We start from the raw sequence: 19,277 nt of genomic DNA on the forward strand, positions 1-19,277 counted from the left end.
TGGCGGGTGATCCGAAAGGGACGACGCGGAAGCACGACCCCAAGGGGCCTTCCCGCCACATCTGCCCCGTTGGAAGTGTCCAACGGGGCACTGCGCTGCTGTCGCTCGGAGTGGCTATGCAGCTTCGACGATCGCTTCGAACTCAAGCGGCAGGCTCAGCTCGGTCTCCAAGTTGAAGACTGCGTCCATGACAGATCGCAGTCGATCCGGCGCATCGGGCATGACGTGCGCATACGTCTGAAGCGTGACCTTCGGATCCCGATGCCCGAGCCATTCAGCCATGTCCGTCACGGGCACGCCTCGAGCAAGTCCCGCCGACGCGAAGAAGTGACGCAGCCAATGTGTCGTGATCTTTCTCGTAATCCCGGCGGCCGCCCGGGCGTTTCGCCACAGCCGGTCCACAAGCGAGTACATAAGGATGTTGGTACGACCGACGTTGGCGAACAGGTAGTCACCTTCCATGCGGTTCAGGCCCGTCTCCACACGAAAGGTGCCGTATCGTCGAATGTGCTCCCGCACCTTCGCTTCGATCGTTCGCGGAAGCGGCACTCCACGGCCTTCGTCGTAGTCACGCCACTTGAGGTGGCGGATCGTGTGAGCGCGCCCTCGGCCCTTGGTAATGGCCTTCTGCCGTTTGGTCTTCGGGGCCTCATTCTCGCCGTCCTGCGTGATCTGACGATCGACGTAGAGCATGCCGGCCTCGAAGTCGAACTGCTGCAGGGTGACCGCCGTCGCCTCGCCGACCCGCAGGCCGCATCCCGCCATGAGCCAGACGAGCAGCTGATACGGGCCCGGCAGATGAGCCGCAATCGCCTCGATCTCGGCGAGCGTCGGAAGCTTGATGGTCTTCTTCGCCCGACGCTTGGCCCGCTGGCGGCTGGCCCGTACGTGATGGCACGGGTTCTTGGTGATGTAGTCGTTGGCGACGGCGAAACTGAAGACCCCACTGAGCGTCTCGTAGCGGTTGATGGCTGTGGACTCTTCGTAGCCCCGTTCCTCGACCATCCACCGGAGCCAGTCGTTCAGGTCCTTGGGCTTGATTGCCCCGATGGGCTGGCGCTGGAAGTACGGTTCGATGTGTAGCCGGAGGCTAGTTTCATATTGGTATCGGGTTCCACCGACCCTGCCGCCCGACTTGATGAACTCGCGGTACACGTTCACCAGAGGGGTCAAGAATCCCGATGGTGCTATGTAAGTTCCGAGGTCCTTCTCACGTTCGACCTTGGCAACGAACTGGTCAGCCAGACCCTTCTTCGCAAAGGTCTTCTCTCGCTGACGTCCTGACCGACCACCAGGCTCGCGATACCGAACAGTCCAGGGATGGCCGCACCGAGCAGCAACACACGGAAAGTAGCGATTCTCCTTGTCCTCCTTGCACTTCTGGAAGACCCTAGCCAAAAATCTCCTTTCTCAGTTGGGACTACTCAGCTGGGGTTACCCGTAATTTGAATTCAGGTAAGCAATGACGTCACGCTCTCTGAATCGGAGCAGACGCCCTACCTTCTGCGGCTTCAGTCCCCAAGCCTTGTACTTGTTCTTGATCGTCAGCTCGCTCACCTGGAGCCACTCGGCAACCTCCGCAGGAGTCAACAATCGATAGCTCCCTCCCTGGGTCAACTCAGAGCCCCTTACCCATGCGGCGACACGGCAGCCGCACATGACCCACCAGCCGCACTTCCGCAAGACGGGCTCTTTGCCTCGATGTCTCCATTGCTGTCTCCATTGCCACGTTCCATTTCAGGGAGCTGCCGGAGCGCTCACCATCAAACGCCCCTCGATAACTCCCTAAGAGTGCTGGCGATCCCCGGTTTCGCAAACCGGGGATCGCCAGCTATATTGCACCCCTCCCGCATGGTCGTATCGAGGTGTTGTAGGTTGACATGACTCCGAACGAGGATCCAGTCTGATTGGCCAACTTCTCTTCTGCTGTGGGCGATTGCGCGCTGCCCGCCCACAGCCAGGGCATTTTTTCCCGGGCCTTTCATCGCGGAGTCTGTGATGGCTGCGGCCTTGCAGGGGCGCGCCAGCCGACAGGTTTCTCGTTCAGTGATATGGACGGCCTCAGCTGCGACGTGGCCAGACAGCTAACAAGTCCGCAGCAGCAGGCGAACCCGCGTGAGTCGCGGCAAGAAGATGGCAGACGCTCGCCCAGCCGTAGGGCCAGTCATGGGAGCCGATGCGGAACCCCGGGACCGCAGCGATCTTGTATGGCATCGGGAAGGCATCGTGGCTCACGCCTCCCGAGTGGGCAGCATCGTGCCCACTTACCTGCAACATGCCCCTCTGCGCCAGGCGCATCAAGACCAATGCGTGGTCTATGAGGAGGCACTCACCGCCGACGCCGTTGGGGCGATAGAACCATGGCGTAACACAGTCGCCCTGGCAGAACCCGCCAGGGCGACTCAAGTGCATGGACTAATTTCGTGTGCTGTTGCGCTCCTCCTGTCACGCCCTCCGGCTCTCACCGAGCGCGACACTCAGCAATACCTCGACGAGACGCATTGCCGCGTCGGGCTTGCCCAGGGTGCGGGCCGCTTGCGTCATCTCGTCGCGCCGTTCCCCAGAGGGAAGCACCGGCTCCAGCGCTAGGCGCAGTTGCTCGGCATTCGCCCGTTCTCGCACCAGTGCCACAGCGGCTCCGGCATCTTGGAGGTGCAGCGCGTTGTGCTCCTGCTCGTCACCCGCCGACGGCACCAGCGGCACCAGGACGGACGGCTTGCCCAGGGCCGTCAGCTCCGAGATCGTGCCCGCGCCGCTGCGTGCGACGACAACGGACGCGAGGGCGAGGACGTCGGGCAACTCGGGGCCCACGAACCCGTCGACCCAGTACCGACCGCGCAGCTCGGCGGGAAGGCTATCCGCGAACTGCCGTGACTTCTCAACCCAGTTCGGACCGCACTGGTGCACCACATTCGCCACCGACAGCAGCCAAGGCAGGTTCTCGCGCACCATGCCGTTGATCTGCTCGCTGCCCTGCGCACCGCCTGTCACGTACACCGTGGGCAGGCCCTCGGCGTACCCCGCCATGCCGAGGGCCGCGACGGCCTTGCTCGCATCCCCCGTGAACACGGCCGGGCGCACTGGGTTGCCGGTGACGACCGCCGAGGCGGCCACCTGGTCCGGCAGCAGCTTCAGCGTGGATTCGGAGGAGACGGCGACGGCCGTTGCGGACCGGGCCAGGATGCGGTTCGCGAGTCCCAGGCGCACGGTCTGCTCGTGCACGACGAGCTTGGTCTTCGTCGCGCGGGCCGCGAGGCCCACCGGCACGGCGACGTAGCCGCCGGTCGACAGGATCACGTCGGCCTTGTACTCGGCGGCGATCGCGCGGGCCTCGACAACACCCTTCGGCACCCGCCCCAAATCCCGCATGTTCTCGGCGTTCAGCATCTTCAGCGGGTTGCTGGAGCGCCGTAGCTTGCCCGTGGGCACCGTCTTGAAGGCGATTCCCTCGGCGGACGCGACGCGGGCCTCAAGCCCCTCGGCGGTGCCGACCCACAGCACGTCGAGCGTGGCGCCGTACTGGGCCAGCACGGTTTCCATGGTGCGGATCGCGGTGAGGGCGGGGTATGTGTGCCCCCCTGTTCCGCCTCCGGTCACCATCAGCCTGAACGGCCGGCGGAAGGACGCGAAGCGGGAGGCGAGGTCGTCGACGGTCACGGCGTGACGGCTTCCGATCGTGAGGGCTCCGGGCCCACGCCGGAGCCGGCAGGCGTGCGAACCTCCCGGACGATATCAGCGAGGCGGACCTTCGTGAGGAGCCATCCGAGCCCGGCCACCGTGTCTCCCATCTGGTTGACGTACGTCTTCAGCGTCGTGCGCTGGCGGCCGGTCAACGCGAACTCCCGCTCCCTCGGCTCGTCGTGCTTGTACCGACGGACATCGGCGACGCTCACACCCGTGCGGTCATCGTGCAGCAGCCGCTCGATGTCGAACTCGGCCAGCTGCATCAGCTTTTCGGGCGGGTCGGGGACGAAGACATCCGACAGCTTCAGCTGGTGGTAGGTGGCGCCCTCGCACACCACCCGCGCCACGAGGCTGCTCGCGCCGATCGCTGCTCCGGCCGCGCGCAGCACGTCGAGCGCGGCCCGCACGGCGAGGTCGGCCAGGTCGTCCAGCGCCTCGGAGATCATCCGCATGCGGTACGTGTACAGCAGGTTGTTGCCCAGCTCCCCGCCGATGTACCGGTCCACGTTCGCCGTGGCGTACGCCATCAGCTCCTCGCGCGAGTCGAAGAGCTGGCTGTCGGTCTCCTCCAGGAACCCAGCGAGCACACGCACCAGGTCCGGACTGTGCTCCAGCTGCAGGCAGCGTTGGAGCCAGGTCATCGGGGACACATGGTGTGCCCGGAGCATCGCCACGATCGTGCCGAAGACGCCGCCGTTGTACAGCGCGGACACCAGCAGGTCCATGACGCGGCACTCGCGGTACTCCTCGTACGACAGGTCCGGCAGGGAGACGCATACCTCGTCCAGCTCGGCGGCGCGGATCTCTTCGCCGAGCACGTCGTAGCGGCCGAAGCAGCGCGGGATGACCCGCCACTTGGTCTTCAGCCCCCACCGCTCCCGGTACGCGCGGGCGTACATCTCGGAGCTGGGCAGCAGCGTGAGCTGGAACAGGTTGAGCCGGTCGAACCGGGCTTCCATCAGCCCGTGCAGGCTGTCGAAGTGCTTGGCCTTGGAGTCGTCGGGCAGTGCCAGGATCACTTCGCTGTACGACTGCGCCCCGGCCTCCGCCGACTTCAGAGCGATCTCCATCATCTTGTCGGCGCTGATGTTCTTGCGGGCCACGGCTGCGAGAACGTTCGCGTCGAGGCTCTGAACGGAACCGGACAGGCTGATGGTGCCCGGCACCTGTGCCACGGCTTCCAGCACACGCTCGCGCTGGTTCTTGCCGGTGGTGACGTTGACGACGCGCGGCCAGCCGTAGAGCTGCTGGCACTCGGCCAGGACCTGGCAGGTGTGCTTGTCCTCGGGGAACATCCCGAAATTGCTGTCGGTGATCAGCAGTTCATTGCGTGCCAGGCCGGCGGCGACGAGCGGTTCCATCTTGACGCCGATGTAGTGGAGCTCCGCCGCGACCTCCTCGGGCGGCCGCTTGGCGACGCGGGAGAAGTACGACTGCCCCTCGGTGCAGAACGTGCACGAGAACGGGCAGCCTCGGGTGGTCGTGATCGTCGGCACGCCTCCGCGCTCGAAGAACTCGTCCAGCAACCCGGCGCAGTACGGCGAAGGCACATCGTGCAGGTCGCTGATGCGCTTGCGCGGGCTCGGAGTGAAGACATCACGCCGGTCTGCCGTCATGGAGTGCACGCCGGGGATCGTGTCCCGCACCGTCTGGGGCGGCTTCCCGTTGAGATGCAGCAGGAGGTCGGCGAACGCGATCTCGCCCTCGCCATCGACGTAGAAGTCCGTGGCTCCCGCGAGCCGCTGGTGCCAGAAGGCCACCTGGTCGGCGCGCAGCAGCGGGTAGTGCGGGCCGCCCCTGACGACGACGGTGCGCGGGAACCGCTTCTTGATCAGGCGGGCGAACGCGGTCGACAGGTGCGCGTTCCAGATGTAGTGCGAGAACCCGATGACGTCGGGTGGTCCGTCGGTTTCGAGTGCGGTCGCCAGGTCCTCGGGGAACTTGAAGATTCTCGGTGCGTGCTCGAATTCCATGACGGTGGCGGCGTGCGTGGCCAGGCCGGCCACGGCCTGCGGCATCGTCTCGGCGGACACGGCCTGCTGTGTGTACGTGAGATCGCACAGCCACACCTTCAGGCGCAGCACCGGCCGCATCTCAAGCCGGCGGTCCGCCGCAGCCGGCGCGGGCCGGGGCATCCCCAGGTCGACGGCCGTCATCGGACGGTGGTCTTCCCGGCCCGGAGGAACATCTGCCACAGCAGGCGGCGCCGCTGTTCGGGCACCGTCTCCTGGTTGTCGCCCAGCTTCTCGCGGCCGTGCACGCAGTAGTGCTGGTTGACGACGATCAGGTCGCCGAAGCCGAGCGGGAACCGCTGCTGCTCGGCGATCAACTCCCGCTCCAGGGCACGCACGGCGCTGGTGTGCGGGTCTCTGAGGTCCATCTCCGGCAGCATTTTCGCGGTGAAGCGGACGAAGCCCTCGGCCGGCGGGAGGTTGTCGAGGACGGGGAAGGGCGAGTATTCGTCGCCGACGGCGGTCAGGTCGTAGAACGCGCCGTCACGGTAGACCGGCTCCGCCAACAGGGCACGCTCGTCGTCGCTGAGCCGGGCCACAGCCCGCCGGAGCTGGGAGACGATGCTGAAGCCCTCGCCGCGCGGGTCGGGTCGGACGCACAGGAGCGCGCTGTAGTCCGGCGGCAGGGTCGCGTTCACCACGTCGATGTGCAGCGGGTTGTACCCCGAGCCCGTGGCGCGCATCGGATCGATGGCCAGGTTCGTGCCGAGGGGCTTCCACAACGGCCATTGGTCGAAGGCCCGCAGCGGCGTGCCCAACCAGGACAGGATGACGGTCGCGGCCTTCTGCCCGTCATCGAGTCCATAGTGATCGAGGAGGGCGCCCACCTGCAGAACGGCGAACCCGTCGCCGTCCGGGTCGTCGAGCAGGTCGCGGCAGCGCCGGACCACCACCTGCGCCTCGGGCGACTCGGCGCGAACGCCGTCGTACGCCTCGGCCGCGTCCACGCGCAGATGGCCTCCTTCGAGCGCGGGGGCGGGCAGGTCGATGACCCGCTTACCGAGGAGCTCGACGAGCGTTTCAGGAAGAGGGACGCGGAATCCCGTCAGTGCCGTGGTCATACGGGCTGTCTCCAATGTCTTCGAGGCTCTGCCGAGCGGATGGGGCCCTGCGCGGTAGGTGCCGTGCACCATGCGTGGGAGGCGGACGGTGCCGCTTCCCTGCCGACGCTGGGATGTTGGGCCGCCCCAGGCGCACGCTCGTCACAGCTACGGGCGCAGGGGCGGAGTCTTCGCGTGCTGGGTGGGCCTGGCCTTCGCCGGATACGGCGAAAGCCGCGGTGTGGATCTGCGTGGCTGATCGCTGCCTTACGCCCGCAGCGGTCCCAGACGGCCTCTGGCTCCCGGCCCGCGGTAAGCCTCTTCATCCAGGTCGACGACGGTGACCTGGCGCAACTCGCGCACAAGCTGCGAAGCCAGGAACCACGGCGTAAACCGTCGCTCTTTGTACGGCAGCGGAGTGCGCGCGGACTCGCCGTCGAGTTCGACGGGCTCAGGTCGACCGTCGGGACCGGTGCGGTAGAGCGTCCCGATCACTCCGTGCAACCGTGGGACCTTGGCCCTAAGGGCGACGGCTCCGTCCCGTACGAGGTGTCCGCACTGCTCGACCGCGGCCCTCGCATGCTCCAGGCACAGGGGCGGCTGAGCCGTTAGGTGCCCCTCCCAGCCGTCCGCCGGCATCTCGGTGCGATATGTGGCCAGGAACAGGTATCCAAGCGCTGTGCGGCTGGATTGCTGCACGCACACCTGGCACCGCAGCGCCTCCATGCACTCCCGCTGCCGCGACGGGTGCACATCCCTCCACCGTGGCCGTCCGACGACCTCGTTGCCATACCGGGACTGGGAGCAACGTGCCCAGAGCACACCTCGCTCATCTCGATCCCCGGGCCCTTCGTCCAGGTAGAACAGACCCTTGCCGCCGGGCCGCAGGCTCAGGTTCGACAGCGAGTCGCCTTGTTCCCCGTGGCGGGCAGTGATGTAGGGCACGAGAGGACTGGCTGTGACAGGCGTGATGGTCATCCGACTGCCTCCCTCGACGTAGCGCGCGTCATGAGGCGGCATCTCCCATCAGGTCGAGAATCGCGAGGATGGCCAGGGCAAACCGTCGGAGGTGGCCCAGCGCGTCGTCGGGGCGGGGGTGCTCGGCGCTCAGGTAGATCAGGCACCGCATCTCGTCTTCCGGGTACGGCCGCACGAGGCGCGGAACGACCTCCACGAAGTTGGTGGCCGCCGTTCGGAACCACTCCGCGATGACCGTGACCTCATCCGGGTCCAGGTCCGCGTACTCCCCGAGTACGGCCTCCAGGTCGTCGTACAGGTGCTCGTAGACCGCCTCGCCGGCCAGCGAGCGGCGCAGGGAGTACAAGAGCGTGACCAACGTCCCCTGGTCGTCAGAGGTTTGCCGACTCAGCAGCTGCTGGGCGACGTCGTCCGTCACTGCGACCATCACGATCCCCCTTCGGGGATCGCGAGGGAGCACCACGTCATCCTGCCGTCGGGACTGACTCCCCATTCCTTCGCGAGCGCGGCGATGAGTACCAGCCCGCGGCCGTTCTCGGCGGCTTCTCCCGCATCGCGCAGCCTGGCCGGAGCCGGGTTTCCGTCGGTGACCTCGATGCGCAGTTCACCCTCGGAGCTGATCACCCTGAATCCGACCGGATTCCCTCGGCCGTGCCGCACGGCATTGGTCACCAGTTCCGAGACGACGAGCGTGGCCGTGTCGCACAGCGCCGTGAGGCCCCAAAGACGGAGGTGGGCCGATGTGATCCGTCGCATCTGTCCGACGCGAACACCAGTCGGGAGGAAGGCCACCTCGAACCCATTCCGGGCGGGCCGATCTGAAGGTGGTCCGGCCGAGCCGTCGGCCGCGGCTGCCTCCCACGCCCCGGTGGGAACCGTCATGGTTCGTTCCGTCGTCATCCCGCCTCCGAGAGCATGGGCGGAAAGACCGACTCCGAGGCAGCCTCGAACCCTCGTGGCATGGGAAAGCGGGGATACCCAAGGGCACGCCAGCACAGACGAGAGCCGGTAAAGGCGCGGCGCCCGTGCAGCCAGCGTTCGTTGTCGATCAGATAGCCCTGACCGAGCGCCAAGGGCAGAGGGATCTGATGGCGTACGGCTGCAGCCCTCAGCTGAGGGACATAGGGCTGAACGATCGGGCTCCAGCGTGCGAGCCGGTCCAGCCGCAGGCGAACAGATACGCGCTGATCAGCATGGACGGTGAACACCTGTGTGGCGTGGCCGTCTCCGGCTCCGAAGAACGCTGTCCGGGGCTGTGCCAGTGCCGGCCCGGCCTCCCGCCCACCGGTGAAGAGGCCGGTGTGGACGGCCTGCCCGTCGGTGAGCAGGGACTCCCCGCCTGCCACCGCGGCCTGCCCGCACACGAGAAGCATCAGCCGGGGCGGATCGGGCGTGCCGGACCGTTCGGTGTGCGGGTCGAGATCACCGTTGCCGAATCCTGCGAAGCCCGCGCGGTGCGTGTGGCGACGGGTGTCGCGGATGGTCGTCAAGCCGTCCGATTCGCTGTCACGATGCGGTACGAGGTTCATGATCCGGTTGGCGACGGCGAGCACGGCGTTGCGCGAGGTGAGGCCATCGAGCGTGACCAGTCCAACCTCCCGCAACTGTGCCGCGAGCATCGCCTCTGCCCCTGGCGCTGCAAGGTCGATGCGGTGGTACGCGAAAGCGTCGGCGTACGGCTGATCGGCTCCGCGCATCACGGATCTCCTTCGCTGCGGTGGGGTGCTCCCACTGTTCGGAGCCACTGGGCCTGCGGTAAAGCGACAGACTGTCGACTCGGTCAATTCGCTCATTAGGGACGGTTGTTGTGGGGGGCGTGGTACGTTCCGAGCACCCCCGGCCATGCCCGCAATCCGAGGAGAGCGATGGCGTACAAGCCCCCCACCTGGCCCGTCTCCGTCAAGGCCGTGGCGGTGGACAGCCGTCGACGCGTACTGCTGCTGAAGAACGAACGCGAGGAGTGGGAACTGCCCGGCGGCCGCCTCGAACCGACCGACCCCACACCGGAGTTGACGGTGGAGAGGGAGATCGAGGAGGAGGCCGGCTGGGAGGTGAAGGCAGGCCCGCTTCTGGACGTGTGGATCTACCAGCCCCTGCCCGAGACGCTGCCGGACCGGCGGGTGGTGATCGTCACCTACGGCTGCACCGTGCTCACCCCGGACAGGGAGCCCGTAGTGAGCAACGAGCACAAGGAGATCGGTCTGTTCACCGCGGCGGAGGTGCCCGGCCTGAACATGCCGGACGGGTACAAGCAGTCCATCGCCACCTGGTACGAGCGGATGTAACCGGCTGTGGCCAGCAGACAGGTGACACGCCGGGCGCAGCACGTCCTGTGGCACTGGGCCACGCCCCAGGCGGAGACAGTCCTCGCCACGCGCGACCTCGGCGCCATCCTGCGCTTCCACCGCACCGTGCACGGCATGAACCAGACCGAACTCGGCCAACTGCTCGGCTACGACAAGACGTACGTCTCTCTTCTCGAACTCGGCAAGCGCAACCTGGAGGACGTCGGCTCCCGCCGACACGTCGCCGAGTGTCTGCGGCTTCCCCCACACGTCCTTGGCGTCACCGACCCAACCGACACCGACCACCGCGCCATGCTGCAGTTCGGCGAGTCCACCGTCCGCCTGGCCGAGATCGCGCGGCAGTCCGGCCACGCATCTGAAGCCGTCGCCGAACTGTGGCCGCTGGTGGCCCGGTTGGAGGCCCGCGTGGAGGACGGACATACGGAACGGGACGTTTTGCGTCTCCTCGCCCGCGCCCGCGTCGGCCTCGGCGTCGCCCTGGGCAACGTCCTGCCGGAAGAGCGGCTGAGCACCGCGGCCCGCTGGACCGCGAAGAGCATCGACGTCGCCCGCTACTTCGACGACCCCGCCTTCACCTCCTACGTCCTGCGCATGCACGGCAACGAGCTGCGCAAAGCCCGCATCCACGGCGCAGCCGTCGACCGGTTGCAGCGCGCCGTCGCCCTCGCACCCGACCTGGAGGCCCGCGCCGCCGCTCTCCCCCTGCTCGCCCGCGCCGCCGGCGCCCTGCACAACCGGCCGCTGTTCGACCGCGCAATGCGGGAGACGGACCATCTCCTCGAAGAGACCGAGCACACATCGCTGTTCAACCCCTATGCCCTGCACGAGATCCGGCTGCGCGGACTGATCTCCACCGGTCGGACGGACGCTGCCGTGGGCCTGGTCGAGCGAGGCAGTCCGGTGCCAACGACCACGGTCGCACCGCAATGGCGCGTGATCGAACTCGTAACGGTGGCCCAGGTGCGGCTTATCGCCAAGGACCCCACTGGCGCCGCTCAATCCCTCGGCACCGCAGTCGGCGAGGCGATCCGCCAGCGTCTCCCGCACCAGCTGCAGCGCATCATGCGCGCGGCGGACGGCCGTTTGCCGGATATCGCGGAGACCGCTGGTCAGGCACTGGACCAGATGCGTCGGGAGATGGCGGCGTAAGACGTCGACCTGCTCTATCGCTGAGCAGACTGGTGGGACTGCCGTGGTGGGGGTCATCGGCATTCTCCGGAGGTGTGTTCGCTGGGCCCGGTGAGGGCGAGGAAGTTTTGATGAAGTTGGACCGTCAGAAATGGCTCTCGGCTTGCCGAAGCGGGGAGGCGCGCTGACATGCTGTTCGCCATGGCAACACTCGACGGACAGCCCGTGTCCCCCGACGATCTGCTCACCCTGGCCCTCACGAACCTGGGCCATTTCACGTCCATGCGCGTCGACGCCGATCGCCGGATTCGGGGCCTGTCTCTGCACTTGGAACGTCTCGTACGGGACTGCAAGATCGTCTGGGGTGCCCCGTTGGACGCCGATCGCGTCCGCGACCACGTCCGGCAGGCCTTGCAGGGGCACGGGCACGACGGACCAAGCGTCGTCCGCGTGACCATCTACGACCCCACGGTCGACATGGGTCACCCCGCACACGCCGACCACCCCCGCGTGCTGGTCACCGTGCGCGCCGCCGGCTCCATGCCCCCGCCACCGCTGCGCGCACAGAGCGTTCGATACGAACGCGACCTGCCCGAGGTCAAGCACGTCGGTCTCTTCGGCGCCTTGCACGCCCGCCGCACCGCCCAGCTCAATGGCTACGACGACGCCCTGTTCGTCGGCGCCGACGGTTGCGTCAGCGAAGGCGGCACCTGGAACATCGGATTCATCAGTGACGAAGGTGTGGTGTGGCCGCAAGCGCCGGTGCTGCCCGGAGTGACCATGGCTCTGCTGCAGCAGCACGTCGAGCACCAGGTAGTCCCCGTCACCCTGGCCCAGGCGAAGAACATGGAGGCCGCGTTCGCCACCAACACGTCCATCGGCGTTCGCGCCCTGTCGTGCATCGACGACACGTCCATGGCGACCGAGCACCCGCTGATGAACAGGCTGCGCGAGGCATACCTGTCGGTCCCGGCCGAAGCGCTGTAGGAGGAGGGCATGGCGGAGGTGATCAAGTGGACCGGGCAGGAGGTCCGCCTGCTGAGGAAGGCCCTGCGTCAGAACGGCCGCGCCTTCGCCGCTTCGGTCGGCGTGAGCCACCGCCAGCTCGTGACGTGGGAGGGTCGGGGCGAGACCATCAAACTGCGCCCCGGCAATCAGGAGGCCCTGGACACCTTGCTCGCACGCGCCGGCACCGCCGCACAGCAGCGGTTCGCGACACTCCTCACCGAGAGAGCCGCCGTCGAGCACGACGAACGCGCCGAAGAGCTGCTGCGCCGCGTTCCCCGCAGCGTCAAGCACCCCGTCGACGGCAAGATCATGGTCCTCGTCGAAGAGGGCATCTACTTGTCCGGAGCCGAGGACACCCCGACCTGGGTGGACGCCTTCCAGATGGACGTCAACCCGACCACCAACGCCGACTACGAGCGTTTCGTACGCGCCACCGGCCACCACGCACCGCAGCACTGGACCGGTGGCCGCTGCCCCGACAGCCTCTTCGACCATCCGGTGGTCTGGGTGAGCTGGCACGACGCCACCACGTACGCACGCTGGTGCGGCAAGCAGCTCCCTACGAGCCAGCAGTGGGAGAAGGCAGCCCGGGGCGCCAAAGGGCGCGTCTACCCGTGGGGCGATGAACCCACCGCCGCGAAGTGCAATGTCGCTGAGGCCGAGATAGGGACGACGACTCCGGTCACCCGCTACCAGTCCGGCGTCAGCCCGTACGGCATTTTCGACCTGTGCGGGAACACCTGGGAGTGGTGCGCCACCCCAGAGAGGCCGGGCAGGTACGAGTTGAAGGGCAGCGCGTTCACCAGCCCGTTCGAGCGCGCCGCACCCTCGAGGAGAAACGCAGCGAACGTCGCCATGCGGGACAACGACACCGGATTCCGCTGTGTCAGCGCCTTGTGACAGTTGCCACTCGGCGGCGGCCCCACGGAACCGGCTCATCATCGGGCACGGGCCGACTGCCTGCTGCACGGCGACGCTTCGGCGATGACCCTGCGCCAGGGCGCCAAGGTCGCGAAGGGGCGCCTCCGAGATCACATCAACAAGGACGGAAAGTGGCGTGGCTCCATCAGCTACTCGATCCACGAACACAAGTGGAAGAGTCGAGCACTTAAGCCTGAAGGCTGCTCGTCTCCGCTCGCAAGCAAGGCTGGGCCCAACGGTCATCGCTACCTCCCCCGACGTGCTCGTCGTCCTGGTGATGCTCAGTCAACGGCGCATCGCCCGGGCTGGGCAGCTGCCCCAATGTCTGCCAGCTGTAGGCCAGTTGTGAACCAGGACCAGCGGCGGTGCGAGACATGACCATCGGCGAGCGCATCCGCGCGGCTCGTGAGGCCAAGCGACCGAAATGCAGCCAGGCAAGGCTCGCCGACGAACTGTCAGTAGCGCGTTGGGGGAAGCCCGGGTACTGCGACCGCCAGCAGGTCTACCGCTGGGAGACCGGTCGACGCGTTCCGACCGACTGGCTTCCGTACATCGAGAAGGTGTTGAACCTCGATCTTTCCGATGGGAATGGGCAAGCTCCCAGAGATACCGTGGCCTCAGTCATGCGGCTGGGAGGGAGCGACGTGGAACGACGGCAGTTTCTCGCAGCGTCCGCTGCCGTTGGTCTGGCTGCCCTTGATCTGACCGATGCGGAAGCGGTGACCCGCAGGGTGAGCAAGGGCGGCCCGGTACGGGTGGGCCAGGGAGAGGTCACTGCGATCCGCACGATGACGAGGACCCTCGGCGACGCCGCGTCCGAATTGGGCGGAGGTCACGCACGTCACCTCGCCGTCCGCTACCTGACGGTCGACGTGGAGCGGTGGCTCGACGGCCGTTTCACCGAGGCAGTCGGCCGAGAGCTGTTCGCCGCCACCAGTCAGCTCGTACACCTCATCGGCTGGATGGCCCGGGACGAAGGCAACCAGGGCCTCGCTCAGCGTTACCACGTCCACAGCTACAAGCTTGCGGACGAAGCCGGCGAGAACGAGCTCGCCGCAACCGCGCTCCGCGGTCTCGCAGACCAGGCCATCGATCTCGGACACATCCCGACCGCCGTACGGATCGCTGAAGCCTGCGCCGAACGAGGACGTAAGCTCAACAACCCCAAGGCCCTCGCCTACTACCGCAACACCCATGCCCGTGCGGCCGCCACCGACGGGGACAGCATCACCGCCTCCAAGCTCCTCAGATCCGCGCAGAGCGCGATCGAGAACGCCCCAGCCCTGCCTGGTGAGTCCTGGGCCTCCCACTACAGCCACGGCCGGTGGGCCCACGAATCAGGCATGATTCACGCGAAGCTCAACGACCTCCCGGCGGCCGAGGAACACCTCCATCTCGCTCTCGACATCCACGGACTCGACCGCAAACGTACCCGCGCCATCGTGCTCGCTGACCTCGGGCACGTCCAACTGAAGCGGGGCAACGACACTCAGGCGCTGGCCACTTGGAACGCCTTCCTCGACTGCGCCGAGGGTGTCCAGTCCGTCCGGATCGACGACGGCATCAGCAACATCCAGGCCCGGCTACCCCTGGTCAAGGACACGGCAAGCGCGCAGCAACTGGGGGAACGAATCGCGGCACGCACGCGGTCTGCGGCCTGAGCGGCGACTACCGGTAGCGACGAAGCGGGCGTCAGCGACGTCACCGCCTTCGGCTCGGCCTCATCGGCTGAGCCGTCCAGCGTGGGGGGCCTGGCAGATCTGCTCGATATGCCGCTCAATGCCGCCGAGGCCGTCCCGGAAACCTAGCAGCCCGCCGTTCGGCGCGAAGGTGAACCCACTCCCTCAGCATGACGGAAACAAGCCTCTCGCAGCCTGATCCCCCGTCAACTCACTTCAGGAATGGGATTCCTTCAAAACCGCCGCCACCTGAGCAACAGCCGTACGCCATCGCCCAATGAATTGCACTTCCTGACGCACCCTGTGCCCGCCACACCACAATCAAAATTCCGGCTCAGCTGAGCCAAACCTTCTGCCGTGAGACCTGACAATCCACTGCTTAGACGCTCGACACGGCCGTCGCTGGCGTGACCGCCATCATGCGGCAGGACGGGAGCTCTGAGGGAGTCCCGGCGATGAACCGAATGGAGAATTCCTGACCTCCCTGTCGGGCCAGGTAAAGGCGCCGCGGTTGGTTCGACGCGGGGTGTGTGAGGGTAGGCAGGTCAGGCGCATCCCAGAGCTTACGGGCGGTCGGGTCCGCCCGGACGGTTTCGATCACAACCCGCAGGCGCTCGTCGTTGCGCCACTGTTCGGCGTGAACGCGCAGTTGGGCGATCATGGGCAGCGCCCACTCGTCTTTCCAGTTGACGAGCTGCGTACGGGCTTCCGGCCACGTGAGGGCCCACTCCATCACGTTGAGGCCATACCGCATCCACGGGAAGTACTCCAGGGTCTTGGCGTTGTACGCCAAGACATCCCAGCGGTGGTCATTGAGGTAAAGAGCCCACGTCCGACTCTCCTGGATGAAGGCACGGATCGGGTCAGGGAGCAGGGCGCCGAGGTGGCTGACGGGCGCCGCCGCAGGGGCATGGCCACGAGTGACGCGGTAGACGATGTCCCATTCCTCGTCGTTCAGATCGAGGATGCGCCGAACTGCTTGCAGGAAGGCGTCGCTGTAGTTGGCGGGTCGCCCGGCTTCCAGGCTGTTGTACCAACGGCGACTGACGCCGGCCAGCGTGGCCGTCTGGTCCTGCGTGATTCCCGGGGCTAGGCGAGCCCCGAAAGCGGCATCAAAGCCAGGTATGTCCGACGTGTTACGACGCGCCCGCGCTTGCTGCAGAATGCGGGTGACGATCAGGCTCTGCATCCCACTCTCATTCATAACGTTCACATAACGACAATAGGTGAGACCCGGGTCACATTCCCTGCGTTTCACGCTCCCCATCCCCTGGCGACCCTCCAGCACATCACGGCCTGCATTCAAGGGAGTTGACGTCACACGCCTTGTCCATCATTCGGACCCGGAAGCACCTATGCCAGGCAATGGGAACTGTCAGTTCTCATCACCAGGATAAGCACGGCCTATGCGTTCCCGTTACACGCGGAGTGTCGCCTTAATCTCACTGGCACCACCGCGGCGATCCAATCGCCGCGATGGCGAATTCAGTCCAGTTGGCTGCGTAAAGGATCTTCATGTCGCGCTCCGTTCTGATCATCGGCGGGAACCGTGGAATCGGCCACGCCACAGCCCGCGCATTCGCCCAGCGCGGCGACACCGTCGCCTTCACCTACCGCACCGATGGCCCCGCACCCGATCTCGTCATGGACGGCGCCATGGCCGTGCACTGCGACATCACTGACCCCGAGCAGGTCGAGCGCGCCTTCAAGGAGGTCGAGGCCGACCAGGGCCCGGTCGAGGTCCTGGTCGTCAATGCCGGCATCACCCGGGACAACCTGCTGCTGCGCATGCCGGAGGAAGACTTCGCCGCCGTCCTGGACACAAACCTCACCGCCGCCTATCGGCTGGCCAAGCGAGCCACGCGAAGCATGCTGAAGGCCAAGCGCGGAGGCCGGATCATCCTCGTATCCTCCGCCGTCGCGCTCAAAGGGGAAGCCGGGCAGACCAACTACGCGGCCTCCAAAGCGGGTCTGATCGGCTTCGGCCGCTCGCTGGCGAGGGAGATCGGCTCACGTGGGATCACTGTCAACATCGTGACCCCGGGCCTGACCGACACCGCGATGGCCGCGGCCCTGCCCAAGGAGCGTATCGAGAAGATCATCGGTGACGTACCGATCGGCCGGATCGGCATGCCGGAGGAGATCGCTTCGGCCATTTCCTTCTTGGCCAGTGAAGAAGCCGCCTACATCACCGGTGCGGTGGTGCCGGTCGACGGCGGCATCTCCATGGGGCACTGATACTCCTCCACCGCGGCCGCCTGCGCCGCCTTGCGGTGAACAGCCGGCCCTTTGCCGATCAGACCGTCATCCGAGTACATCGGAGCGTGTTGCCTGCGTCACAGCCCGCAGCCCCACCCGTAGGCGCGGGTGCCGCCGCCCTCCGATGCGACTTGTAGAGATTCCTTTAGCAAGGTCTGGATCTTGCCGCAGGGCCTGCATATGTTCATCGTCCCTCGCCGGGAACCCCGCCCGGCGGCAGACGACGCTAGGAGCCTTATGCAAAACGCACGATCCAGCAAAGTGCGATAGCCCCGAAAACAGCGACGGCGCCCATGGAGCGGTAACTCCCGGACGCCGAACGCCAAATGGCACTCCTGCCCCGGCAAGGGCGGAGATTTACCCACCTTCACGCACCGGTCCTTTCCTACGAGGCACACCGGTGCGGATTTCACTACGAAGGAGAGTCTTACATGCCGCCTGCCCTGCGCAAAGTTCCGGTGCCCCCGGCTCGCGCGGCAGCCGTCCTCGCTTCACCGCCCGATTCCCTGATCGCGCACCGGCTGCTCGGTACCCTGGCGCCGGAGCCGACGCTCGGCATCCGCCTCGTCTGGGCGGTGCCCCGATGAGCCGGGACACCCGCGATTGGGCGTGGGAGCACAGCGCCAGCCGCGGAAACGCGCGCCTGGTCCTGCTGTCGATCGCCGATCGGATCCCCGACGAGCAGTGTGTCGCCTGGGCGTCCCTCACCTCGCTGATGCGGCGTACGAACGCCAGCCGCAACGCCGTGCGCGGCGCCATCACGGCGCTGGCCGACGCCGGCGAGCTGGAAGTACTCGACGACCTCGACGGCCCGCAACACAGCATGGTCTACCGGCTGCCGCGTGCCGCCGCGTGGCTGGCCAAGGTTGCGGCGGCCCGCAGGGACGACCCCGAAGCGTACGTCGAGCTCCCAGCCGAGTCCGATCCGGTGCCCACGCTGGACATCGAGCGGCTGCGCAGGCACGGCATCTGGCCCAAGACCGGGTCGGAATCCGCCCCCCGCCGTCCGAATCTGACCGGGTCAGAGTCGGCACCCTCTCGTCACAACCTGACCCCTGCCCGGGTCAGATCCCGACCCCTGCCCGGGTCCGAATCTGACCCCCAGAACCGTAGTGAACCGAAGGTGAACCGTAGTTACAGCAGCAGTGGCGCTGCCGACCTCACCTCCGCCGCCAACTGGCAGGTCGACGACGCGAGCCTGTCCTGGGCCCAACAGCAGGGACATCTCGACCGCCTCGGCGAGCACGGCCTCCAGATGGCCGACGCGAAGTGGCGCCACCACCGCGCGGCTTGGAGCCCTCGCCCCACCGCCACCTGGGCTGCCGACTGGCGGGCCTGGATCGCCCGCGAGCACAGCCCCACACCCCAGCGCCCACGCCTCTACGCCCTGCCCGGCGGCACCCCCGTGCCGCAGGCCGGCATGACCCGCGCTGATGCACACATGGCCGCTCTGCTAGCCGCCATCGACGAACCGACTGGAACGGAGTAACTACCTTGGACCGACGCGAAGTTGCTGCCGTGCTCACCTACGTCGGCCGCCTGGACCCGCGCACCATCCGCACCGACGCGGGCGAGGCCCGCGACCAGCTCGCCATGTGGCACGAACTGCTCGGCGACGTCCCCATGGCCACTGCCCAGGGCTGGGACGTCCGCGAGACCGTCCGCAAGCGCATCGTGAGTTCGCCGTACCCGATCCTGCCGGCCGATGTGGCCCGCGAATGGCAGGTGCACCGCCGCGACCGTCTGGCCCGGCACACCGACCCGACCCCGGCAGCCGACCCGGACGATCCGGAAGCCTGGCGGGCCGAGCTGCTCGCGGGGCGCGACGCCGTGGCTGCCGGGCAGGCCACCCCCTCGCCGCACCGTGGGATCACCGCCGGACGGCACCGACCGGCCCTCAAGGAGCAGCTGACCGCCGTCGGCTCCTACATCCCGCCCGCCGTGCGCGCCGAGCTGGCGCCCTATCGCCCGGCCCGCGCCGCCCGGGAAGCCGCCATCGCCGCCGGAGGCCCCGACGTCCTCGGTGTGCCGTGCGACTGGTGTCACGCCCCCGAGGGCGAGCCCTGCCGCCGCCGTCGCATCAGCCTCGACGGCACGGCCCGGGGCAGCGCACCGCGCGCCACGGCCCACCCCGGCCGCGTCGACCGTGCCCAAGGGGTCCAGGCCCTGCAGACATCCGCCGCCTGACCGCCCGCTTCTCCACCGAAACGTTCCGCCTGCGGTACGACACCACCCCGTACCCCGAGCCCGCCTCGACGCCAG

General features: G+C 67.2%; 18 protein-coding genes. 9 read left to right on the forward strand and 9 right to left on the reverse strand.

What is annotated here, in order from left to right:
* Positions 1 to 114 precede the first annotated feature (114 nt).
* The 8 genes from ACWD3I_RS29315 to ACWD3I_RS29350 form a co-directional block, all read right to left on the reverse strand.
* Entirely contained in the window at positions 115 to 1,173 is a 1,059-nt protein-coding gene (locus ACWD3I_RS29315) for a tyrosine-type recombinase/integrase (RefSeq protein ID WP_365399768.1), read from the reverse strand.
* A gap of 261 nt (positions 1,174 to 1,434) precedes the next feature.
* A complete protein-coding gene (locus ACWD3I_RS29320; protein WP_365399879.1) occupies positions 1,435 to 1,659 on the reverse strand; it encodes a helix-turn-helix domain-containing protein in 225 nt (74 codons plus the stop codon).
* Between the two features lie 786 nt (positions 1,660 to 2,445).
* Positions 2,446 to 3,600 (reverse strand): UDP-N-acetylglucosamine--N-acetylmuramyl-(pentapeptide) pyrophosphoryl-undecaprenol N-acetylglucosamine transferase, encoded by a 1,155-nt coding sequence (locus ACWD3I_RS29325; protein ID WP_365399882.1) that lies wholly within the window; start codon positions 3,598 to 3,600, stop codon positions 2,446 to 2,448.
* 53 nt (positions 3,601 to 3,653) lie between these two features.
* Positions 3,654 to 5,840, reverse strand: coding sequence for a B12-binding domain-containing radical SAM protein (locus ACWD3I_RS29330; protein WP_365399772.1), 2,187 nt, complete (start codon positions 5,838 to 5,840; stop codon positions 3,654 to 3,656).
* Positions 5,837 to 6,757: a TauD/TfdA family dioxygenase gene (locus ACWD3I_RS29335; RefSeq protein ID WP_365399775.1), complete on the reverse strand. Its 921-nt coding sequence runs from the start codon at positions 6,755 to 6,757 to the stop codon at positions 5,837 to 5,839. The genes ACWD3I_RS29330 and ACWD3I_RS29335 overlap by 4 nt, the downstream gene beginning before the upstream one ends.
* Before the next feature lie 985 nt (positions 6,758 to 7,742).
* A complete protein-coding gene (locus ACWD3I_RS29340) occupies positions 7,743 to 8,141 on the reverse strand; it encodes a hypothetical protein (RefSeq protein WP_365399778.1) in 399 nt (132 codons plus the stop codon).
* Positions 8,141 to 8,470, reverse strand: coding sequence for an ATP-binding protein (locus ACWD3I_RS29345; RefSeq protein WP_451084208.1), 330 nt, complete (start codon positions 8,468 to 8,470; stop codon positions 8,141 to 8,143). Before ACWD3I_RS29345 ends, ACWD3I_RS29340 begins: the two co-directional genes overlap by 1 nt.
* 140 nt (positions 8,471 to 8,610) lie before the next feature.
* Positions 8,611 to 9,411 (reverse strand): TauD/TfdA family dioxygenase, encoded by an 801-nt coding sequence (locus tag ACWD3I_RS29350; protein WP_365399783.1) that lies wholly within the window; start codon positions 9,409 to 9,411, stop codon positions 8,611 to 8,613.
* A gap of 168 nt (positions 9,412 to 9,579) precedes the next feature.
* Between ACWD3I_RS29350 and ACWD3I_RS29355 the strand changes: the two genes are divergently transcribed.
* The 5 genes from ACWD3I_RS29355 to ACWD3I_RS29375 all read left to right on the forward strand — a co-directional run bounded on the left by ACWD3I_RS29355 (position 9,580) and on the right by ACWD3I_RS29375 (position 14,738).
* Positions 9,580 to 9,999: an NUDIX hydrolase gene (locus tag ACWD3I_RS29355; RefSeq protein WP_365399786.1), complete on the forward strand. Its 420-nt coding sequence runs from the start codon at positions 9,580 to 9,582 to the stop codon at positions 9,997 to 9,999.
* A 6-nt stretch (positions 10,000 to 10,005) separates the two neighbouring features.
* The gene (locus tag ACWD3I_RS29360) at positions 10,006 to 11,169 is read left to right on the forward strand and encodes a helix-turn-helix domain-containing protein (RefSeq protein WP_365399789.1); all 1,164 of its coding nucleotides are present in this window, start codon (positions 10,006 to 10,008) and stop codon (positions 11,167 to 11,169) included.
* Positions 11,170 to 11,349: 180 nt separating this feature from the next.
* Positions 11,350 to 12,135: an aminotransferase class IV family protein gene (locus ACWD3I_RS29365; RefSeq protein ID WP_365399792.1), complete on the forward strand. Its 786-nt coding sequence runs from the start codon at positions 11,350 to 11,352 to the stop codon at positions 12,133 to 12,135.
* 9 nt (positions 12,136 to 12,144) lie between these two features.
* The gene (locus tag ACWD3I_RS29370; RefSeq protein ID WP_365399794.1) at positions 12,145 to 13,056 is read left to right on the forward strand and encodes a formylglycine-generating enzyme family protein; all 912 of its coding nucleotides are present in this window, start codon (positions 12,145 to 12,147) and stop codon (positions 13,054 to 13,056) included.
* A gap of 386 nt (positions 13,057 to 13,442) precedes the next feature.
* A complete protein-coding gene (locus ACWD3I_RS29375; protein WP_451084209.1) occupies positions 13,443 to 14,738 on the forward strand; it encodes a tetratricopeptide repeat protein in 1,296 nt (431 codons plus the stop codon).
* 397 nt (positions 14,739 to 15,135) lie between these two features.
* On the opposite strand, the gene ACWD3I_RS29380 is transcribed toward ACWD3I_RS29375, so the two are convergent.
* Entirely contained in the window at positions 15,136 to 15,945 is an 810-nt protein-coding gene (locus tag ACWD3I_RS29380; protein ID WP_365399797.1) for a helix-turn-helix domain-containing protein, read from the reverse strand.
* A gap of 326 nt (positions 15,946 to 16,271) precedes the next feature.
* Here ACWD3I_RS29380 and fabG point away from each other — a divergent pair, with 326 nt between their 5' ends.
* The 4 genes from fabG to ACWD3I_RS29400 all read left to right on the forward strand — a co-directional run bounded on the left by fabG (position 16,272) and on the right by ACWD3I_RS29400 (position 19,202).
* Positions 16,272 to 16,994 carry a 3-oxoacyl-ACP reductase FabG gene (gene fabG, locus ACWD3I_RS29385; RefSeq protein ID WP_365399800.1) on the forward strand — a complete coding sequence of 241 codons (723 nt, stop codon included), beginning with the start codon at positions 16,272 to 16,274 and terminating at the stop codon, positions 16,992 to 16,994.
* Between the two features lie 452 nt (positions 16,995 to 17,446).
* Positions 17,447 to 17,602 (forward strand): hypothetical protein, encoded by a 156-nt coding sequence (locus ACWD3I_RS29390; protein WP_365399802.1) that lies wholly within the window; start codon positions 17,447 to 17,449, stop codon positions 17,600 to 17,602.
* Entirely contained in the window at positions 17,599 to 18,504 is a 906-nt protein-coding gene (locus ACWD3I_RS29395; RefSeq protein WP_365399805.1) for a helix-turn-helix domain-containing protein, read from the forward strand. The genes ACWD3I_RS29390 and ACWD3I_RS29395 overlap by 4 nt, the downstream gene beginning before the upstream one ends.
* 5 nt (positions 18,505 to 18,509) lie before the next feature.
* Positions 18,510 to 19,202 (forward strand): zinc finger domain-containing protein, encoded by a 693-nt coding sequence (locus ACWD3I_RS29400; protein ID WP_365399808.1) that lies wholly within the window; start codon positions 18,510 to 18,512, stop codon positions 19,200 to 19,202.
* Positions 19,203 to 19,277 lie beyond the last annotated feature (75 nt).

The organism is Streptomyces sp. NPDC002817, assembly GCF_053592055.1.